General features: G+C 40.3%; 17 protein-coding genes and 1 tRNA gene. 5 read left to right on the forward strand and 13 right to left on the reverse strand.

The window, feature by feature from the left end; genetic code table 11:
* Positions 1-38: 38 nt before the first annotated feature.
* Positions 39-1,733 (forward strand): single-stranded-DNA-specific exonuclease RecJ, encoded by a 1,695-nt coding sequence (gene recJ / locus AB8M93_RS12285; RefSeq protein WP_373058065.1) that lies wholly within the window; start codon positions 39-41, stop codon positions 1,731-1,733.
* A 61-nt stretch (positions 1,734-1,794) separates the two neighbouring features.
* Positions 1,795-2,145 (forward strand): hypothetical protein, encoded by a 351-nt coding sequence (locus AB8M93_RS12290; RefSeq protein WP_373058067.1) that lies wholly within the window; start codon positions 1,795-1,797, stop codon positions 2,143-2,145.
* On the opposite strand, the gene AB8M93_RS12295 is transcribed toward AB8M93_RS12290, so the two are convergent.
* Both AB8M93_RS12295 and AB8M93_RS12300 read right to left on the reverse strand, forming a co-directional pair.
* Positions 2,142-2,909 (reverse strand): UDP-2,3-diacylglucosamine diphosphatase, encoded by a 768-nt coding sequence (locus AB8M93_RS12295; RefSeq protein ID WP_373058069.1) that lies wholly within the window; start codon positions 2,907-2,909, stop codon positions 2,142-2,144. The genes AB8M93_RS12290 and AB8M93_RS12295 overlap by 4 nt on opposite strands.
* Positions 2,910-3,436: 527 nt before the next feature.
* The gene (locus AB8M93_RS12300; protein ID WP_373058071.1) at positions 3,437-3,889 is read right to left on the reverse strand and encodes a 6-pyruvoyl trahydropterin synthase family protein; all 453 of its coding nucleotides are present in this window, start codon (positions 3,887-3,889) and stop codon (positions 3,437-3,439) included.
* Positions 3,890-3,988: 99 nt separating this feature from the next.
* On the opposite strand from AB8M93_RS12300, the gene AB8M93_RS12305 reads away from it, so the two are divergent.
* Positions 3,989-4,642 (forward strand): 2OG-Fe(II) oxygenase, encoded by a 654-nt coding sequence (locus tag AB8M93_RS12305; protein WP_373058073.1) that lies wholly within the window; start codon positions 3,989-3,991, stop codon positions 4,640-4,642.
* A gap of 1 nt (position 4,643) precedes the next feature.
* Here the strand turns inward: AB8M93_RS12305 and AB8M93_RS12310 are convergent, their stop codons facing one another.
* The 6 genes from AB8M93_RS12310 to AB8M93_RS12335 form a co-directional block, all read right to left on the reverse strand.
* A complete protein-coding gene (locus AB8M93_RS12310) occupies positions 4,644-4,772 on the reverse strand; it encodes a hypothetical protein (RefSeq protein WP_373058075.1) in 129 nt (42 codons plus the stop codon).
* Positions 4,769-4,945 carry a hypothetical protein gene (locus AB8M93_RS12315; RefSeq protein WP_373058077.1) on the reverse strand — a complete coding sequence of 59 codons (177 nt, stop codon included), beginning with the start codon at positions 4,943-4,945 and terminating at the stop codon, positions 4,769-4,771. Before AB8M93_RS12315 ends, AB8M93_RS12310 begins: the two co-directional genes overlap by 4 nt.
* 235 nt (positions 4,946-5,180) lie before the next feature.
* Complete coding sequence (locus tag AB8M93_RS12320; protein WP_373058079.1) at positions 5,181-5,354, reverse strand: hypothetical protein; 174 nt, start codon at positions 5,352-5,354, stop codon at positions 5,181-5,183.
* 3 nt (positions 5,355-5,357) lie between these two features.
* The gene (locus AB8M93_RS12325; RefSeq protein WP_373058081.1) at positions 5,358-6,125 is read right to left on the reverse strand and encodes an enoyl-CoA hydratase/isomerase family protein; all 768 of its coding nucleotides are present in this window, start codon (positions 6,123-6,125) and stop codon (positions 5,358-5,360) included.
* 181 nt (positions 6,126-6,306) lie between these two features.
* Positions 6,307-7,635, reverse strand: a complete 1,329-nt coding sequence (locus AB8M93_RS12330) for an MATE family efflux transporter (RefSeq protein ID WP_373058083.1) — start codon at positions 7,633-7,635, stop codon at positions 6,307-6,309.
* A gap of 58 nt (positions 7,636-7,693) precedes the next feature.
* Entirely contained in the window at positions 7,694-8,179 is a 486-nt protein-coding gene (locus tag AB8M93_RS12335; protein ID WP_373058085.1) for a GNAT family N-acetyltransferase, read from the reverse strand.
* Positions 8,180-8,257: 78 nt separating this feature from the next.
* On the opposite strand from AB8M93_RS12335, the gene AB8M93_RS12340 reads away from it, so the two are divergent.
* Positions 8,258-8,331: transfer RNA gene (locus AB8M93_RS12340), tRNA-Ala, on the forward strand.
* A 58-nt stretch (positions 8,332-8,389) separates the two neighbouring features.
* On the opposite strand, the gene AB8M93_RS12345 is transcribed toward AB8M93_RS12340, so the two are convergent.
* The 5 genes from AB8M93_RS12345 to AB8M93_RS12365 form a co-directional block, all read right to left on the reverse strand.
* A complete protein-coding gene (locus AB8M93_RS12345) occupies positions 8,390-9,274 on the reverse strand; it encodes an alpha/beta hydrolase family protein (RefSeq protein WP_373058087.1) in 885 nt (294 codons plus the stop codon).
* 26 nt (positions 9,275-9,300) lie between these two features.
* Entirely contained in the window at positions 9,301-12,063 is a 2,763-nt protein-coding gene (locus AB8M93_RS12350) for a PD-(D/E)XK nuclease family protein (RefSeq protein ID WP_373058089.1), read from the reverse strand.
* Positions 12,064-12,134: 71 nt separating this feature from the next.
* Complete coding sequence (locus AB8M93_RS12355; protein WP_373058091.1) at positions 12,135-13,544, reverse strand: OmpA family protein; 1,410 nt, start codon at positions 13,542-13,544, stop codon at positions 12,135-12,137.
* A gap of 172 nt (positions 13,545-13,716) precedes the next feature.
* Complete coding sequence (gene kbl / locus AB8M93_RS12360; protein WP_373058093.1) at positions 13,717-14,910, reverse strand: glycine C-acetyltransferase; 1,194 nt, start codon at positions 14,908-14,910, stop codon at positions 13,717-13,719.
* A gap of 31 nt (positions 14,911-14,941) precedes the next feature.
* The gene (locus AB8M93_RS12365; protein WP_373058095.1) at positions 14,942-18,067 is read right to left on the reverse strand and encodes a UvrD-helicase domain-containing protein; all 3,126 of its coding nucleotides are present in this window, start codon (positions 18,065-18,067) and stop codon (positions 14,942-14,944) included.
* 166 nt (positions 18,068-18,233) lie between these two features.
* On the opposite strand from AB8M93_RS12365, the gene AB8M93_RS12370 reads away from it, so the two are divergent.
* On the forward strand, positions 18,234-18,842 hold the full coding sequence (locus tag AB8M93_RS12370) for a superoxide dismutase (protein ID WP_373058097.1): 609 nt from the start codon (positions 18,234-18,236) through the stop codon (positions 18,840-18,842).
* Positions 18,843-19,267: the final 425 nt, after the last annotated feature.

The following is a 19,267-nucleotide window of genomic DNA, read 5'->3' on the forward strand; positions in this document are numbered from 1 at the left end:
TTCTTTTACTACCTTAATTCACCAAATTCCTTATGGAAATGCGCTGGACCCTTAAACCGAAACCTAATGAACAGACCGTGGCCGAGCTGGCAAAAAGCCTTGGCGTAGGAAAACCCATAGCTTCTCTTTTAGTACAGCGGGGAATTGAAACCTTTGCAGAAGCAAAGAAATTTTTCAGGCCCTCTCTCAGGGATTTGCATGACCCGTACCTTATGAAAGATATGGATATGGCCGTGGAAAGAATTGAGAAGGCAATTAAAAATGAAGAAAATATACTGGTTTATGGCGACTATGATGTAGATGGTACCACCAGTGTTGCCCTTATGTTTTCTTTCCTGAAGAGATTTTCCACCAATGTGGCCACCTATATCCCGGATAGGTATGATGAAGGTTATGGTATTTCTTATAAAGGGATAGATTTTGCCGCAGATAATGATATAAGCCTCATCATTGCCTTGGATTGCGGCATTAAAGCGGTTGAAAAAGTAGCTTACGCTAAAGAAAAAGGTGTAGATTTTATTATTTGCGACCACCACCGTCCCGGAACCGAAATTCCTTCTGCGGTAGCTGTTCTGGACCCTAAGCGGGAAGATTGCGAATATCCTTATAAAGAACTTTGCGGTTGCGGGGTGGGATTTAAGTTAATCCAGGCGCTTGCAGCCAGGAAGGGACTGGCAACCGAAATCCTGCTGCCCTACCTGGACCTTGTTGCTACCGCTATTGGAGCCGATATTGTGCCCATAACCGGCGAAAACCGCATACTGGCCTACCATGGACTGAATGTGATTAACGTGGCACCCCGGGCAGGTTTTAAAGCTGTTCTTGCACAGGTGAAAAAGGAAAAAATCAGCATAACCGATGTGGTTTTTATCCTTGCGCCACGTATTAACGCTGCCGGCAGGATGAAACACGGGCAACATGCGGTAAATCTTTTAACTGAAGAAGATGAATTGACTGCTATACAATTTGCGGCAGAAATCGAGAATTATAATTCCGATCGCCGGGACGCCGATAAAACCATTACCGCTGAAGCACTCGCTCAAATAGAAGAATTGCAGGAGCAGGAACGGCTTACCACCGTGGTGTACCAGGAAAACTGGCATAAAGGAGTTATTGGTATTGTGGCTTCCCGCCTTACCGAAACCTATTACCGGCCTACCCTGGTTTTCACCCGCAGCGGAGACAAACTGGCGGCTTCTGCCCGCTCCGTAAAAGGTTTTGATGTTTATGATGCGCTGGAATCCTGTAAAGAGCACATTGAGCAATTCGGCGGTCATAAATATGCTGCCGGCCTCACCCTTCTGGTTTCGGAATATGAAAATTTTAAATTAAAGTTTGAAGAAGTGGTTGCTGAAACTATAGATAAAAACCTGCTCATTCCTGAAATTTCTATTGATGCCGAAATAGACCTGGAGGAGATCACCCCAAAATTTTACCGGATATTAAAACAATTTGCGCCCTTTGGGCCTGGTAATATGTCCCCTGTTTTCCTTACCCAAAATCTTAGGGATACCGGCTTTGGAAAATGTGTGGGCGCAGAGGACAGCCACTTAAAATGCCAGGTAAAACAGGATGGGAAAAAGCCTGTTTTTAATGTTATTGGTTTTGGATTAGGTAAAAAACTGGAAATTATTGCTCAAAATAAAATTTTTAAAGCCGTGTATGCCATAGATGAAAATGAATATAATGGCACTGTTTCCCTGCAGCTAAAACTCAAGGATATTTCTGAATAAACTACTTCTATTTAGATTCATTTTAAATAATAATTTTATCTTTGGAGAAATACATTCAAGGATGGAAGATGTAGATGTAATTTACCACAACAAATTTGGCATCGCTTTCAGGTGGCGAAATCCCGATTTGCATGCCGATCCAAACCGGATCCAGCTTGTGTTTAAAGATATGGGGTTTTACCTGCGAAAGGAGGAGCTTATCCAGTTTTCAGGAAATATAAGAACTGCGGCCCAGCATAACTACTGCAAATGTGATAAGAAAAGCTGCAGGAGTATCTTAGTGAAATCACCTTTGCTGAAAATGGATTTTGCCTTAACAAGGCAGGAACTGGAAGAAATTTCCGATCTTGTTGAAGGCACCTTATTTAAGGTAAATCTTCGAAACTATGTTGATGAAATTTGCTGGAATTAATTTTTTTGATTTTCAAGCTTTTCTAATTTTAGTTCTTTCCCGTCAAAAACTGCATAGGTGTAGTAATTAATCCAGTCGCCTGTATTAATGTAGAGAGAAGTTTCACTTAACCTGAATTCCATTGGTAAATGCCGGTGCCCGAATAAAAAGTAATCATAATGTTTTTTTTCCAGTTTTCGCCTGCAGTATTGGATTAGAAATTCTTTGTGTTCTCCTAAAAACTCCTGGTCTTCATCTCCTGAAATCATCTTGTTTTTCACTGAAAAATATTGTGCCAGCGGCACGCCAAGATCCGGGTGAAGCCACCTGTAGAGCCATTTTGAAAACGGATTGGTAAAGACCTTTTTCATCCTTTTATAACCGTGGTCGCCGGGCCCAAGTCCATCCCCGTGGCCAATGAGGAATTTCTTGTTGTTAAATTCAAATTCCTGGGGTTTATGATAGACGGGAATATTAAGTTCTTCCTCAAAATAATCGTCCATCCATAAATCGTGGTTGCCCACAAAGAAATAAACGGGAATACCACTGTCTTTAATTTCAGCGAGTTTTCCTAAGGTGCGTACGAAGCCTTTTGGAACTACATGTTTATATTCAAACCAGAAATCGAATAAATCTCCCATTAAGAAAATGGCCGCCGCGTCCTGTTTTATTTCGTCCAGCCATTTTACAAATTTTAATTCCCGTGGCCTGCTGTCTTCCCTGGTGGGAGCGCCAAGGTGGTTATCGCTGGAAAAATAGATTTTTTTGCCTTCCGGGATTTTCATACAGTGTATTCTGGAGCGTAAAGATAAATATTTTAGGTTTGGAGACTGCGATTATGGAATTGTTTGGTGCTCTTTTCTATATTACCCTTCCGTCTTAATCTTCTTTCGAAGATCCACCTTCCCTTTAAAGGGAAGGAGCTTTAAATCGGCATAACAGTAGTTTCATTAGTGTTGCCATTGCGAGCGAAACACAGTAGAGCGAAGCAATTTTTTTAATTTTTAGCAGGAACAATGTTTGCAACAATTATTAGCAAATTGCTTCGGCTATCGTCTTGCGATGTTGTTTGGATGATTTTTCACTATTTACCCTTCCGTCTTGATCTTCTTTCAAAGATTAATCCACCTTCCCTTTAAAGGGAAGGAGCTATGATTACAAATTTTTTTCTAATTGCGATCTTAAGGAAATAAAGTGCAGCACTGGGGCAGGGTGGCCGTAGGCCGGGGAGGTTGCGCAAGGGATAGCAGCGGTTAGCTCCCGCTTTTCGCGGGACTAAAAGCGGATAGCCCGGGCCCGTATGGGCTGCGCCCTAATTATTATCGGAAGCATACCACTCGGCAAAAGAAGTTTCGGTTTCCTGCAGTTTTAAGGAGAATAAACCAATGTGGGAAGGCAGGTGCTTTTTGATTTTTTCGGCAAAGTCTGTCACCATATTTTCGCTGGTGGGCTGGTAATCTACCAAAATCACGTGGTGGCCCCGGGATTTTAGCTCTTCGGCCAGTTCCAGGTGCGGCGTATTTTTGTTAAACACAGTGGCGTGATCAAATTTATCTACAATTTCAGATTTCACGATTTTTTTGAGGTCCCCAAAATCGATCACCATGCCATATTTTACATTCTTATCATCATTTATAGGTTCGCCAATAACCGTTACGGCAAGTTTATAACTGTGGCCGTGAACATTGCGGCACTTGCCATCGTACCCGTAAAGGGCATGGCCGGTTTCAAAAGAGAATTGCTTGGTAATCCTTATTTTGCTCATCCTTTATTGAATTTGTTGCAAAGATAAAGGTTTTTTAGGGCTTAAAATTTTTATATATCCCATCATTTTCTAATATATATTTGCAAAATTTATTTCGCTATGGAAAGTGCAACAGAAGAATTATTTGAGCAGCTGGAGTTTAGAGAAATTCCGCTTTATGAGCAGATTATAACCGATTTGCTGGAAAAGCAATATTCGGTAATCGATTCTTTTTTTGATTTGGAGGAAGTGGAAGCGCTCCGCAATTCTTTGCATTTAAAATATGAAGAGGATAATTTCAAAAAAGCTGCCATTGGTAACCGCACTAATGAAATTGTTAAAAAATCGGTACGGGGAGATTTTATACTGTGGCTGAACGAAGCGGAAGCCGGCCCGGCGGAAAATTTGTTTTTCAATAAAATTAATTCTCTTATAGATTATTTGAATAAAACCTGCTTTTTGGGAATTCTTACCAAAGAATTTCATTATGCTTTATATCCTGAAGGGACTTTTTACAAGCGCCACCTGGATACTTTTCAAAATGACGGCAGAAGGAAGTTATCACTTGTTTGCTACCTGAACCAGGAAGACTGGAAACCGGAAAATGGCGGGGAACTGGTAATTTATAAAGAGAAAAATGGAGAGGAAACTTCAGAAAGCTTTTTCCCTTTCCCGGGAAGAGTGGTGATTTTTGAAAGCCAGTTACTGGAACATGAGGTAAAACCGGTAAAACAGGAAAGGCTTAGCATTACCGGGTGGCTTAAAACAAGATAAGTTATTTGCGGAATTTTTTATAGAAAACCACAAAAACAAGAATAAGGGCAATAATTAGCCAGAAACCATAGCCGCTTAAAAAACTCAAAATTTCCCAGGTTTCTTCAGAAGGGGTGTCCTGCTGCGTCATTGCTCGTGCCTTTTTCTCCAGTTGTACCGCGCATAGAAGAAAACCGCCAGAATAAATAAAATTGCAAGGAGGTAGATCCAGTTTCCGGTAATAAATTCCCATAATGTAAAGCCCCAGTTTTCTTCTTCGGTGGCATCGCGTACCTGCGGTAAATGTTCCTGGAGAATAATCATGGTTTTGTTATTAGAATTTCTGTTGCCAATATTAGTTGTACGTTACCAAGTATAAGTTTTGGGTTGTGGGGTTGTGGTTTTCTTCTTGAACTTCCCCGGAGTTTCCACTTTACAATCTTCCCATTTTTCTTCCGCAGATTGCGCAGATATGATTTTCGCTGAACTCTCCACTCAACAACCAAGATACACAAGATACAAAGGATTTATAAAATGCTGTTCTTACGGAATAAGATTTTCACTTAATTGTCTCTGCATGCTTTTTCCTGTTCCTTATTATCAAATATACTATGGCAATAAGGGCTACCAGGACGGTTGCAGCAATAAAAATGTAGTTTTGGCCTACAAAATATCCCATTTTATACGCCCAGTTATCGGGATTTGAAGTGAGGGCAATTTCAAATTTGAGCATGATTTACTTTTTAAATTTAGAAAGTGCGTTTTTGGTAAAATCTGATAGTACAAGCGCTCCTGAAATCGCCGCTCTTTCTTCCAAAAGATGATCCCAGTTTTCAGAATTTTTCCATAAAATCTTTTTCATTTCAAGAAGGGCCTGGGGATTATACGAAGCCAGTTTTTCAGTAAAAATTTCAACTTCATTATCCAGATCCTTTATAGATTCAAAGACTTTGGCGTATAAGCCTTTTTCTTTGGCCCAATAGGCATTTTTCCATTCATGCGCCGCCAGGCTCAATTCTCCCAGCGCTGCGGTTCCTATTTTACGCTCCACTGCCGGGGCAATTACAAATGGGCCAATGCCAATGCCTAACTCTGATAATTTAATCGCGGCTGCATCTGTGGCCATGGCATAATCGCAGGCGGCAATAAGGCCCACGCCGCCACCCACAGTTTTTCCCTGTATGCGGCCCAGGATAAGTTTTTTACATTTTCGCATGGCATTAAGCACCCTGGCAAAACCCGAAAAGAATAATTTCCCCTGCTGCAGGTTTTCTATCGCCATAAGTTCATCAAAAGAGGCGCCGGCACAAAAAGCCTTTTCTCCTTCAGATTTCAGGATGATCACATTTACATTTTCATCTTCTGAGAGTTTATTAATTTCCTTTTCCAGCCTTTCCAGAAGTTCTGAAGGGAAAGAATTGCTGGCAGGATGCCCAAATTCCAGCGTGGCAATTTTATTTTCAATTTTGGTATATAAGCTTCCGTTCTCGCGTGTGGTAGTCATTTTTAATTCTATTTTCTCAAATTTATAACTATAAAGGAGAATATTATAATTGTTACTCAATATAGCATGATAAAGTGCAATTTTTTAGCCTGTCTAAACCCCTCCGGCCTATGGCCACCTCCCCTTGTAAAAAGAGGAGGAGCATTAAGAGGTAAAAAGAATAGACTGAAAATTGGGAAAATTAGACTTCCTTATTTAAATATTTTCTTCGGAATTGAATAACAAGGGCACTGCTCCTTATAAGCATCCATACAAAAAAAGCCATCCAGATCGCGTATAATTTTAATCCGAAGTAATCCGAAATTAGAAGGGCAGGAGTAAAACCAAGAAAGGTAGCCACTAATAATACATTCCGAAGATATTTTGCTTCGCCCAGGCCTTTAAAAATTCCGTCGAACATAAAAGCAATTGCATTTACCGGCTGCATGATTAAAACGATCCAGAAAGCGGAAGAAAACAATGCCAGTACGCCTGCTTCTTTATTGAAAAGCCAGCCGATTTCATCATAAAAAATTCCGCAGATGGCCATTAAGATCAGGGCAATCAAAACAGCGTAAAGGCTTATTTTCTTGCTTAATTCCCATAGGTTTTTATAATCCCTAGCGCCTAAAAGCCTGCCCCCAATAGCATTTCCCGCATTGGCGTAACCATCTATAAAAAAGCTGAAAAACAGCCATATATTCATAAGAATGCTTTGGGCGGCAATGTAATTTTTCCCGTAATCTGTGGCATAAGCATTGGCCAGATAAATGGCAAAATTAAGGGCAGCGGTACGCACAAAAAGGTTAGCTGCCATGAGCAATAGGGGACGCATTTGAGGATTGATTTTAAAGCTCAGTTTCATGTGAAACGGAGTTTTTTTGAAAAAGAACCAAAATGCCATAATGAACATTACCGCCTGGGCAGCAAGGCTGGCGTATGCTGCACCCGCAAGGTGCATGGGAGGAATAAAACCTTCTATTCCATAAACCAGCAGGTAATCTAAAGCCACGTTAACTACGGCACCGGTTAAACTGCATTTCATCGCCCACAAAGTATTTTGCAGGCCGCGAAAAACGCCAAATATGGCAAATGTGACCAGGGTTAGAGGGTATCCCAGGGCGCGTATTTGATAATATTCCTGGGCATAATTAAGTATAAGCCCTTCGGCATTATAGGCACTGAAAATAGCTTCCGCAAAAAAAGCCGTAATGGCGTAAATGAGTAAACTGAAGATAAGATTAAAAGTAATTGCCTGGGGAATCAAAGTTTTTACCGCATGAAGCCGGTTTGCGCCAAGATGTTGCGAAACAATCGCTGAAATTGCCGTTTTCGTCTGCGCAACAATCCAAATTAGGGCAGAAAGAAAAGAGCCAACTATGCCCGCCGCGGCCAAAGCTTCTACAGAATTTTCACCCACATTGCCTATCACTGCAATATCGGTTAAGGAAATTAGCGGTTCTGCAATCCCTGCTATAATGGCGGGAATGGCAATCCTGTTGATATTTTTAAAACTTACCGAAGTTTCCACGAAAAGATTTAAGCCGCTAATATAGCATTTCAATTACGATTCCCCATCTTCTGAAAGTTTACAGAATCAACTCATAGCAGTAGAAAGGCGCTTTGCTCTGCTTCGGAAAATAAATATCCCCCAATCTTTTATAACCGCGGGATTCGTAAAATTTCTGGTTTCTTTTATTTAAACTGAAAGTATCCAGCCGCACCGACTTATATTTCTGGTTTTTGGCAAATTCTTCCGCAAAATCCATTAACTCCTTTCCCGTACCAGAGCCCCACTTTTCAGGCCTGGTTGCCACCCGGTGGATATACAAATTATTTCCGCTGTGGGTTAACCATTTTACAGGCACATATTCTTCATCCATAAAATCTGTGAGCACAATAATCCCTTCGATATTTCCATCTTTATCCTTTACATACAATTCTTTCTTCTGAATATCTTCAGCCAGTCGCTCCCGGGAAGGATAGTGCTCGTTCCACTGGTAAATTCCTTTTTCCTGCATGGCACGGGCGCAGGCTTCTGTAAGCTTTTTAATGTTTGGGAGATCTTTTTCCACAGCAACTCTTATCATAGAAACAGAAAAAAATAAAAGATTTCTTTATTTAAAGAAAATTATTACATTTGCCCTTCAAACGGGGGATTAGCTCAGCTGGCTAGAGCGTTTGGCTGGCAGCCAAAAGGTCATCGGTTCGACTCCGATATTCTCCACAAAAACCACTGGTTTCCAGTGGTTTTTTGCTTTTACTGCCTACTATACCAGGAAATGCTATTCTCCGTAAGCCTCGTGCAATTCCTTGTTTTCGGTTTTAATAAATTCCAAAGTGTTGTCCAGCACGTATTGAAATTCTTTTGGAAGCCCCTCCTCGTTCCACGGGTGTTTCATTCCAAAAACATGATCGCCATTTTCTACCAGTAAAAGTTTTGGTGCAGGGCTCCATTCGAAAAGCTGTCCTGAATCTGCTATAGAAACGCTGGTATCGTTACTACCATGTACAATAAGATGCGGAATTTCCAGTTTTTCGGCGGCGTTTTTAATATTCAGCCGCTCTTCATTTTCCTGAAAATTGGTGTAAAACTGGTAATGGTGCGGGAGCTGCTGCTTTGTGCGGGAATTGGTAATATAACGAACACCTTTTTCTCTCCAGGCCTCAAGCACCTCTTCTTCGGGAAAACGCGAACCAAAATCGGCCACCGAAGCAAAAGTGATAAGCTTGGTAATTCTTTTTTCTTCTGAAGCCTTAATAATGGCAATGCCGCCACCACGGGAATGGCCTATTAGATTGATAGACGCAGGATCTATATTCTGGGCATAAGTAAAATTGGGCAAAAGCAAAGAATCTATTACCGACTGTAAATCGTCCAGTTCTTTGGTATAATTATTTTCCCCGAAAGCCTCAATGTCTAAAAATTCGGTAGGATTATCTTTGGTGGTGCCGTTGTGGGAAAAGTTGAATTTTACAAAAAAGAAACCCTCTTCCGCAAAACGTTCAGCCATTTTATCCCAGCCACCCCAGTCTTTGAAGCCTTTGTAGCCATGGCAAAAGATAATTACAGGTTTTGGTTTTTTGTCTGCCTTAAAATAATAATCGGCTAATATGGGTTTCTCGTGCTTTCCATTAAAAACAAGGTTCTTTTTCTTTGTGATTTCCATTTCACTACAATTTTTTTCGGCTTGCCTCAATAGCTTCCGAATGTTGGTTTTATTTCTTTTTCAATAAAAGGAATTTCAGGATTGCAGATTTCAGCAATTAATTTCTGCAATTCCAGGCCAAAAGCTTCTAAAACTTCGTTGTCTATAAAAGATTTCTTTCCGCTTCTTTGCCCGGGTTTATCCTTTTTACAAAATTTAAGGAACCCACCTTTCATGTTTTTAAAGGAAATGATTCCCGCTTCCACCGGCTGGATAAACTCCTGGCTGGCATTTAGCATGGTTGCATAGCAAAGCACCTGGAAGCTTTTACTGTACTTGTCGTAATCTGTAGTTATGGATTCCCAATCTACAATTTCAATTTTATTCTGTTCCACCTTTCCTGTTTTATAGTCAATAATTCTGGTAATACCATTAAAATTTTCGACTCTGTCCACTTTTCCCCGCAGAAAGACCGGGAAATTGAGGTGATTTATTTTTACAGTAGCTTTTAAATTACGTTCTATTTGCAAGATTTTAATTTCTCCTCCATCTTTTATTCTTTTAAGCTCAAACTTCAGAAAATTCAAAACATATCTTTTGGCCACTTCAAAAATGAGCAGGTTCTTGCCCTTTTCCATAGGTGCCCGGGTGTAGGTTTTTTGAAACTGATGTTTAATTGCCAAATCCACTTTTTTCATCATTCCTAAGATAGTTTTTTCAGATAAAAAGTGATCTTCAAAGGGTTCATAAAATTCCTGTAGCGTGTCATGTACCACGGTTCCCAGTGTATTGTAAGCCACGGTTTCTTCTACTTCCTCCTGTTCACGTATGCCTAAAACATACTGGTGATAAAAATCGAGAGGGTTTCTGATATATGTGGTTAATGCGGAAGGTGAAAATCCTGAAGCAGCAAGATTTTTTAGCTGTTCCATGACCGCGGCTGTTTTTTTAACCTCACGGGGGCCGGTAGTGGCTACATTTACCTTTGGCGCTATAAGTTGCTTTTTGAAATGATGCGCCGGTTGTTTTTCTATCTCCAGCTGTGTTAAAAACCGGCTTTTTTCCCCGGCACCCAGGCCTGTACTTTCTATGTTATAAAGCAGGTGAACGTTTTTTGCCCGCTGCAGTAACCTGTAAAAATGGTAGGTATATACGGCATCTTTCTCTCGATAGGTGGGAAGCTTATAGGTTTTTTTGAGATCATAAGGAATAAAGGAATTGCTGGATTTTCCCGCCGGCAACACCCCTTCATTTAGAGAAGTAATTATTACATTTTCAAAATCCAGGGCGCGGGACTCCAACATTCCCATAAGCTGCAGCCCCTGGAATGGCTTTCCCTGAAAATCCAGACTTTGCGTGCTCATAATCTCTTTGTAAAAATGGTAAAGGGCTTTCATGTTTTTAATATGAGGGTACTCCTTAATAAGACTTTCCAACTTGTTAAAAAGCACGTGAAACTGGTACAAAAATTCCAGCCCTAAGGTATCTCCCGATGCCTTAAGTTGTTTTTTGATGACCTGTATGATGTCCAGAAAATTTTCCAAAGCTTTTTCAGGAGAATCTTCCCAATAGCCAAAACAGGCGTTTAAAAGGGAAGATTTTTCTGTGGGAGTTTGGCCTGAAAAATCACGGGGGCTTAGATATACCAGGTTCTGCCGGTTGATTTTTTTTCTGATTTTTGCAACCGGGACTTCAGAAATCCCCGCAACGGCGGGATGATTTAGGACCGCCAGGACATCTTTATAATAGTATTCCTTTTCAGTATGCAGGTGAAGTTGAAAAAGTTTTTCAAATAAAGAAGCTAACGGAGCGTTTTTTAATGGGAAGCCCATGGTAATATTCAGCGCTTCCACATTGGGAGGGAGGCTGTTTAAAACCGGCAAAAGCAAGTCTTCCTCTCCCAGCACTACTGCAGTTTTCTGAAGCTGGGAAGGCTCCATATTGGCCAGGATTTCTCCCAAATATTTCGCCTGCCCAATATTCTTAGGAACACCCGTAATGCTGATGTTTTTTTCTGAAGCGTATTCCTTTACAGCAATTTTTTTTTGGCGTGAGGAGTAATATGGCCATTTCTTTAAATAATCTCTAATAAACAGGGAAGCCCCATGTTCCTGGTCCTGCAGAAAAATTTCATCAATATCCCAAAATACTTCTGCTGCCATTTTTTCCAGCATCGCCTGGAAGATCTCTTCTTCAGCAGCATTAAGGGCATTAAAGCCTATAAAAATATGTTTCCGGGAATTATACTGCAGGTAATCATGAATTTTGGAAGCGGCTTCTCTATAAATTAAGCCCTGGTAGCCCTGGTTTTTTGACAATAACTGTTGCTTCAGTTCTTCATAATATGTGGGTAAGGTATTCCAGAATCTAAGGTAATTTTTTACCAGTTCTGTTTTTTCTTTCTGAAGGTACCAGTGGTTAATGTCCTGAATTTCGGAGAGGTAATTAAAAAACTCTTTATAGTTGATGAGATAGCGGTCTACTTCATTAAAATCATGAATTAATGTTTGTGCCCAGTTTAGAAAAGTTTCAAAATCTTCCAGTTCTTCCTTAGGTGTGCAGTTGCGGTAAACTTCAAAAAACTCGAAGATGGCAATAGTATTGTCTACGCTTTTAAGGCCTGAAATCTTTTCAGTAAATTCTTCAATGCTAAAAATTTGCGGGGCGAAAATACTTTTTTTACTAAGCCCTGCCAGTTCGTTAAGGAGAAAAGCTCCCGCCCTTTTGCTTGGCAGAATGAAAATGGCTTCTGAAATATTTTCTTCAGAAGCCAATATTTTCTCAAGCACCTCTTTAATAAATGATCTCATGTTATAAAAATAAAAAACGCCCCGACGAATCGGAGCGTTTTTCTATAGAAATTTAATTCTCGTAAATTAACTTACATAGAGGAATCCCTCATTTCCTTATCCTCGTCTAAAGAGATTTCAACCCTTCTGTTCTCCTGTCTTCCGGCAGCAGTACTGTTGGTTGCAATAGGCTGAGTTTCGCCGTAACCCTGAGAGGTAAGTCTGTTTTCTGGAATACCATGACTTGTTAGGTAATCTTTTACAGAAGCAGCACGTTCTTTGGAAAGTTGAAGATTATACTCATCACTTCCTGTACTGTCTGTATGCCCTTCAATATGGAACACTGTATTTGGATATTCCATCATGATATCTGCAATAGAATTCAGTGCTTCTTCAGATTCGGTGCGTATTGTGGCTTTATTCAGGTCGAATAGTACCGTATTTGAATATTCATTTAATTCAGAAACAACTTCAGCAGTTGGTTCAGGACATCCGTTATTAGCCATTGTACCGGCAACATCAGGACAATCATCTTCATCATCGATTACTCCGTCACCATCAGTATCTTCTTCAGGGCATCCATTATTATCTGCAGGACCGGCCTCATCAGGACAATCATCTTCGTTGTCTGCAACTCCGTCTCCATCAGAATCAGGACATCCATTCATTGAAGCCATACCGGCAACATCTGGACATTCATCTTCATTATCTGGTACACCATCTCCATCAGAATCAGGACATCCGTTAAATTCAGCAAGGCCAGCTTCGTTTGGACAATCATCCATGCGATCTTCTATCCCATCACCGTCTGAATCTGGACATCCGTTAAATTCAGGAAGACCTGCCTGTTCCGGGCATTCGTCATCTTTATCATAAACCCCATCCCCGTCAGTATCAGTACCTCCGAAGATGAATTTTATACCGGCAGCGTGTTGAAAGTGAGAAGCACTTTCAGTTTCAAAAGAGTGTTTGTAATTAGATTCAACTGTTAAAGCGATATTGTCTGAAAACCAGAAGTTAAGCCCAACTTTTCCGTTTAGGGTAACACCATCAAAGTTTTGAGGATCGCTTGAGTCCTGATCTCCAATCCACACATAATCACCACCCACACCAATCACGGGATCTAACCAGCCGTCATTAAGTAATGCTCTTAAACTATAATTTGCAGAAAGTCCTGCAGAGTAATAAGAAAGCTGAGGGATTGATTCTGTACCAAACTGGTCAATTTGGTTTATAGATCCTGCGAATTCGGCAACAAATCCTGCACCTATGTAACGGCCTACGGTAAGTCTTGAAACAGAAGGAAGGATGTTCCAGTTATCTGTTTGAAAATAATGGTCAAAATAACCTCCTTGACCTGGTGCATCTTCACCCGTTGGATAGAAGTCTACCGCATTGGTCTGGATACCTATAGCCCATGGGTTGTTTTCATCCTGGGCATTTACAGAAGTAATTCCCAGAAACAACATCGAAGCTAATAAGAACTTGCTAAAATGTTTCATATTCAATAGTTTAGTTTTAAGTGTTAACTGTAAGCAAAAGTATGTGCTTCATGCACATTAACAAAGAAAGAAATAATAAAGTTTTCTTAATAGATCCTTATATAGCGGCGGTTTGCGCATGATTTTCGCAAAAAATAAGCGGTAATTTTAAATACTTTCTTGTCCATTTTTCTTAAATGACATTTAATTCTTTTCCCACTTCTATAAAAGCTTGTATGGCCTTATCCAGGTGTTCCTTTTGATGCGCTGCAGAAAGCTGAACCCTTATTCTCGCCTGTTCTTTAGGCACTACAGGATAAAAGAAACCAATTACGTAAATTCCTTTTTCCAATAGCTTTTCTGCCATTAATTGGGAGAGCTTTGCTTCGTAAAGCATCACCGGAACAATGGCAGCGTCTCCTTCAATTATATCAAATCCTGCCTTTTTAATACTGTTCCTGAAATATACGGTATTTTCCTTTAACTTCTTCCTAAGGGAATCATCCTTCTCCAGCATCTCAAAAACTTTAATAGAAGCACCTACTATGGCAGGAGCAAGGGAGTTGGAAAACAAATACGGCCTGGACCTCTGCCGCAGTACTTCAATTATTTCTTTTTTAGCCGTGGTATAGCCACCCATGGCTCCTCCAAGAGCTTTCCCAAGGGTTCCGGTAATAATATCTACCCTTCCCAGAACATTTTTTTCTTCCAGGGTACCAATTCCCATGTCGCCAATAAAGCCGGTAGCATGGCAATCGTCTATCATAACCAGGGCATCATATTTTTCAGCCAGGTCGCAAATTTTGTCGAGCGGGGCTACCAGGCCGTCCATAGAAAAAACACCATCTGTGACAATTATTTTAAATCTTGCACCATTTTCATTGGCGGCTTTTAACTGCTTTTCCAGATCTTCCATGTCACTGTTCTGGTAGCGGTAACGGGCCGCTTTGCAAAGGCGCACCCCATCTATAATAGAAGCGTGATTAAGGGAATCTGAAATAATAGCGTCTTCTTTGGTAAGCAAAGGTTCAAAAATCCCGCCGTTGGCATCAAAAGCCGCAGCATACAAAATAGTATCTTCTGTCCCGTAAAAATCGGCTATTTTATGTTCCAGTTCTTTGTGGATATCCTGAGTCCCACAAATAAACCTAACGCTGGACATGCCAAAACCATGGGTATCCATGGTGTCCTTAGCTGCCTGGATTACTTCCGGATGGGAAGAAAGCCCCAGATAATTGTTTGCGCAAAAATTAATCACTTCCTGGCCGGTGGATATTTTAATTACGGCATCCTGAGGAGTGGTAATAATCCGTTCCTTTTTATAAAGCCCGGCCTCTTTAATTTCTTCTATCTCGTTTTCTAAATATTCTTTTATTTTTCCGTACATGTGCTTCGTTTTTTACAAAATTACATTTCTTTTATATAAACAGGGGCTTAACCTCTTCATTTATATAAACCAGGATTTTATGTTTTACCCTGTAACCCATTTCTTCCATAACTTCAGCATAGTTATTAAGCTGATTTTTATGAGCTTCAGCCAATACGCCGGTTTTATAATCAATAAGAATACATGCCGTGCCGTTTAATACAATCCTGTCTGGCCGAAGCTGTTTTCCCTCAGAAGTAAGCAGGTCCCTTTCATTAAGGTTTTGCGTTTCTGAAGTAAAATAGAGGGCAAGTGCGGGATGTTTGCAAATTTTATTTAATAAATCCCGCATTTCCGGCAGGTCTTCAGAAGTTATTAATCCGTCTGTTACCGCTTCTTCTAAAGCGGGTTCAACATCTTCTGAAGAATTTATCTTCGACAGGATCCCATGTGCAATTTCCCCTTTTTCTATGGCCCCCTGTTGTCTGGTATCCCATAAAGAACCAGAGCGGGTAACTATATTCACCGCTTTATTTTCTGTAGCTGAAGAATAAAAATGCTTCTGATAAAAGGTTTCCGATTCCTGAGGCGGAGGAATCTCTGCTTCCTGAAGATGTCCTATTTCATAATTCTTTTCCTCTTCCTTCCAAAGCCCTTTGTTCCTTAGAAATTCAATTAATAAACCTGAAATTTTACTGGTTTTCGCAATTCCTTTTTTATCGACGTCCAGGTTGGACAGGAGATAAAGCTGTTTGGAAGCGCGGGTGCAGGCAACATAAAATACGTTAAGCGTGTCCAGTTCTTTTTGATGCAGCAACTCTTCATATAATTTGCCGGATTTTGGATTCCAGTTAAGCATTTTTTTGGAAGCGCTAAGGTAACTCACCGGAATTTCACGGATAGGTTCTTCCATTTCCAGCCAGAGGTTGTCTCTTTTGGTATCACTAAAATCAGAGTTTGCAAAGGGATAGATCACCACCGGAAACTCAAGGCCCTTTGATTTATGAATGGTCATAATTTGCACCGCATTCTCATCCTGAGGCACCACTATGCTAAGCCTGTCCTTTTCCCGCTGCCAGATTTCCAGAAACTCAGAAATCCCTACTCCGGCTTTTTGGCTGTTTTCATAAATAAAATCCAGGAAGAACTGCAGGTAAGCATCAGAACCATCCATAAGATCAAAACACCTAATGCAGTATTCTGCGGCCTCGTAAAGGGAATAGTTAAGCAGCTTATTTAGACTGAAGTCCATATTTTCTTTCTTCATCCCTGTAAAAAAATCTTCGCCGTTCCGGCCAAGATTATTGGAAATTACCTGATGCGGATCCTCAAAATGGAATTTTTCCTGAAGGTATTCAAAAATAGATACTTTTAACAAGTCATCATCGGGATGCAGGGAAAACAACAGAAGATCTGCAATAAAATTGACCTCAGGAGAATTGGAGATGAGCAGGGTTTCTGAAGAAACCACCGCGATGCCTCTTTCACTTAAATGTTTAGCAATGGCAATTCCCTCTGTTTTCTTCCTTGTAAGGATGCAAATATCCCCATTTTTATATTTTTTACTTTCAAGATTTTTGATGATTTCCAGCACCTTTTCAGGAAATTTTTCAAATTCTTCCTCGCGGGTGTTGGCTTCAAGAAAAGAGATATTTACATATCCCCCTTTTTTTGTGGTGGTTTTCTGAGCACTTTTCTCGAAAAGCCTTCGGTAGTCGGGATGGCGAAGAAAGCCGGCGGCAAAACCAAAGAACTCATTATTAAACTGTACAATTTCCTGGTGACTCCTGTAATTTGCCGGAAGATCAATTACTTCTTTGGCCGTAGAAAACGGATTGGTTTTATTGCTTAAATCTATAAACTGCTCCGCTTTACCACCGCGCCATCTATATATAGACTGTTTGGCATCCCCTACCAGCATGAGGCTGGATGGAGCTTCGTCATTAATTTGGGCCAGGCTGGCATCAATAAGCGGAACCAGGTTTTCCCACTGCATCTGGGAGGTGTCCTGGAATTCGTCTATAAAATAATTATTATAACGCTCACCAAGGCGTTCATAAATAAAGGGAGCCGGCTGGTCTTTAACCTGTGCGCTTATCTGGGGGTTAAATTCCGAAATAAGCACAAGGTTCCGTTCCTTTTTTATCGTCTCAATTTCCTGGTTTATGGCATTAAGCAAGGAAAGCTGCACGAGGCGCTTCCTTACTTCTTCCAAAAACTCCACTTTAAAATAATTCTCTTTAGAAGTTGTGAACAACTGTACTATTTTGGGTTGCAGCTGGTCAAGAATTGTTTTTTTTTCTGCGGAAAGCGATTTTGCATACAGCTGGTCTTCAGCAATATTCTCCGCCCACTGGGTGTTAAAGTTTACGGCTTCAGCATCCTGAAGTTTTTTAAAATGTTTTGGAACCGAGCCGCGGGTAAAGTCTTTTTCTTCAATATTATTTGCCTGGATGAGCTGAAAGAAGGAACCTGCGGCTTCTGCTATTTCTTCCCTGGCAAACGCCGTGACCTCTTTAAGCTTTTGATCAAAATTTTGAAAATCTGCGGTGCTTTTACCACGCAGCAGGGTTAAGGCGGCATGGTTATTTTCGTTAATGAGCAGCCGGGAAATTTCAAAAAGGTCCCTCGTAATATCCCAGCTTTTATCATCATCGGTTTTATTCAGCGTAAAATCCAGAAGAATTTTGGTGAGATTTTTATCTGTTCCGGCTTTGCTCACCAGGCTCTCCACAGCTTCCACTAAAATATCTTCCTGGCTTAGCTCCACTTCAAAATTTACTGGCAGGCCCAGGTCTTTAGCGAACGTTCGCAGTACGCGGTGGGTAAATCCATCTATGGTAGAAACTTCAAAAGCTGCATAATTGTGGATAATAGCCCTTAGGATGTTCCCGGCTTTCTCTTTAATTTCGGTCCGGTTGAGCTGGCATTCTTTAGAGACCGCTTCAAAAAGACCCTGGAACTTCGCGGGAATTTCTTCTGAAGAAAATGCATAAAGGCTATCAATAATTCGGCTCTTCATTTCATCTACCGCCTTGTTGGTAAAAGTAATAGCCAAAATATTGCGGTATTCCTCCCTTCGGCTGGATTCAAATAGCAGCAGAAGGTATTCTTTAACAAGGGTAAAAGTTTTCCCGGAGCCGGCAGAGGCGTTGTAAATAGTAAAGGAGTTTTTCAATCCTGGTTTGTTTTAAAACTGGTTTCAAATTAAATATAAAATAAGATTGAATTTTAAAAAGCCTGAGCTTTTAAGGATTTTATAACACTAAATTATTTCCTGAAAGTCCCTTAATACCTAACTTTGAGGGAAGAAATTAATACTAATCACTAAAAATAATATTATCATGGCATTTGAGCTACCAAAATTAAATTATGCGTTCGACGCGCTGGAACCACATATAGATGCAAAAACCATGGAAATTCATCATGATAAACACCATGGCGGATATACCAAAAAATTAAACGCTGCTATTGAAGGTTCTGATCTTGAAGGAAAAACCATTGAAAATATATTAAAAAACCTAGACCTTTCTAATAAAGCTGTTAGAAATAATGGTGGAGGATATTATAACCATACTTTATTCTGGGAAATTATGTCGCCTGATGGTGGTGGAAAACCAGAAGGAGAACTGGCTAAAGCTATAGACAATGCTTTTGGTTCTTTTGAAGCTTTTAAAGAGGAATTTTCCAAAGCCGCAGCAGGACAGTTTGGTTCTGGTTGGGCCTGGTTATGCGTGCATGAAGGTGGGAAACTGGAAATTTGCTCTACCGCAAACCAGGATAATCCAATAATGCCTGAAATTGGTTGTGGCGGAACACCTATTTTAGGACTTGATGTTTGGGAACACGCTTATTACCTAAACTATCAAAATAAAAGACCTGAATATATAGACGCATTTTTTAATGTGATTGACTGGAAAGAGGTTGGAAGCCGATATGCAAAAGAAAAATAGTTTATTAATTGTTAGAGTTTGAAAAAGCTGCTTTCTTAACTGGAAGCAGCTTTTTTGATTATAGGATATACTTTAATGCAGCTTTTATAAATTTCTTTGGCCGCAGAGTACATGATACATAGATATAACTATTTCTAAAGTAATTTTTTGTCCTTGGAGCAAAATATAAGCTTTAAAAAGAAACGGCATTGGGGGTAAAAATCAGCACAGCTTTCATGGCCGGCTTATACAAATTCTATTTTTTTGAAATAGAGCAGGCGCTGGAGAACCAGCTTGTTTTTCCTTAAATTCTATAAAGTTAGAGGTGCTTGGGATAAAAGTGTATTTGGGAGGTATTAGAAATTGGACATAAAAAAAGGCGGATAAGATATCCACCTTTTTTTGCCCCAAATCTACCATGAACTTAACCTACTTATGTTTATGGT

It is taken from the genome of Autumnicola aciditolerans, assembly GCF_041679265.1.
Lineage (GTDB): Bacteria > Bacteroidota > Bacteroidia > Flavobacteriales > Flavobacteriaceae > Autumnicola.

Coding starts and splice junctions, on each gene's coding strand:
- AB8M93_RS12295 (WP_373058069.1), bottom strand. CDS start 2,909: ATGAAAATCCCGGAAGGCAAAAAAATCTATTTTTCCAGCGATAACCAC.
- AB8M93_RS12370 (WP_373058097.1), top strand. CDS start 18,234: ATGGCATTTGAGCTACCAAAATTAAATTATGCGTTCGACGCGCTGGAA.
- AB8M93_RS12290 (WP_373058067.1), top strand. CDS start 1,795: ATGGAAGATGTAGATGTAATTTACCACAACAAATTTGGCATCGCTTTC.
- AB8M93_RS12315 (WP_373058077.1), bottom strand. CDS start 4,945: ATGATTATTCTCCAGGAACATTTACCGCAGGTACGCGATGCCACCGAA.
- AB8M93_RS12350 (WP_373058089.1), bottom strand. CDS start 12,063: ATGAGATCATTTATTAAAGAGGTGCTTGAGAAAATATTGGCTTCTGAA.
- AB8M93_RS12300 (WP_373058071.1), bottom strand. CDS start 3,889: ATGAGCAAAATAAGGATTACCAAGCAATTCTCTTTTGAAACCGGCCAT.
- AB8M93_RS12345 (WP_373058087.1), bottom strand. CDS start 9,274: ATGGAAATCACAAAGAAAAAGAACCTTGTTTTTAATGGAAAGCACGAG.
- AB8M93_RS12355 (WP_373058091.1), bottom strand. CDS start 13,544: ATGAAACATTTTAGCAAGTTCTTATTAGCTTCGATGTTGTTTCTGGGA.
- AB8M93_RS12310 (WP_373058075.1), bottom strand. CDS start 4,772: ATGACGCAGCAGGACACCCCTTCTGAAGAAACCTGGGAAATTTTGAGT.
- AB8M93_RS12325 (WP_373058081.1), bottom strand. CDS start 6,125: ATGACTACCACACGCGAGAACGGAAGCTTATATACCAAAATTGAAAAT.
- AB8M93_RS12305 (WP_373058073.1), top strand. CDS start 3,989: ATGGAAAGTGCAACAGAAGAATTATTTGAGCAGCTGGAGTTTAGAGAA.
- AB8M93_RS12320 (WP_373058079.1), bottom strand. CDS start 5,354: ATGCTCAAATTTGAAATTGCCCTCACTTCAAATCCCGATAACTGGGCG.
- kbl (WP_373058093.1), bottom strand. CDS start 14,910: ATGTACGGAAAAATAAAAGAATATTTAGAAAACGAGATAGAAGAAATT.
- recJ (WP_373058065.1), top strand. CDS start 39: ATGCGCTGGACCCTTAAACCGAAACCTAATGAACAGACCGTGGCCGAG.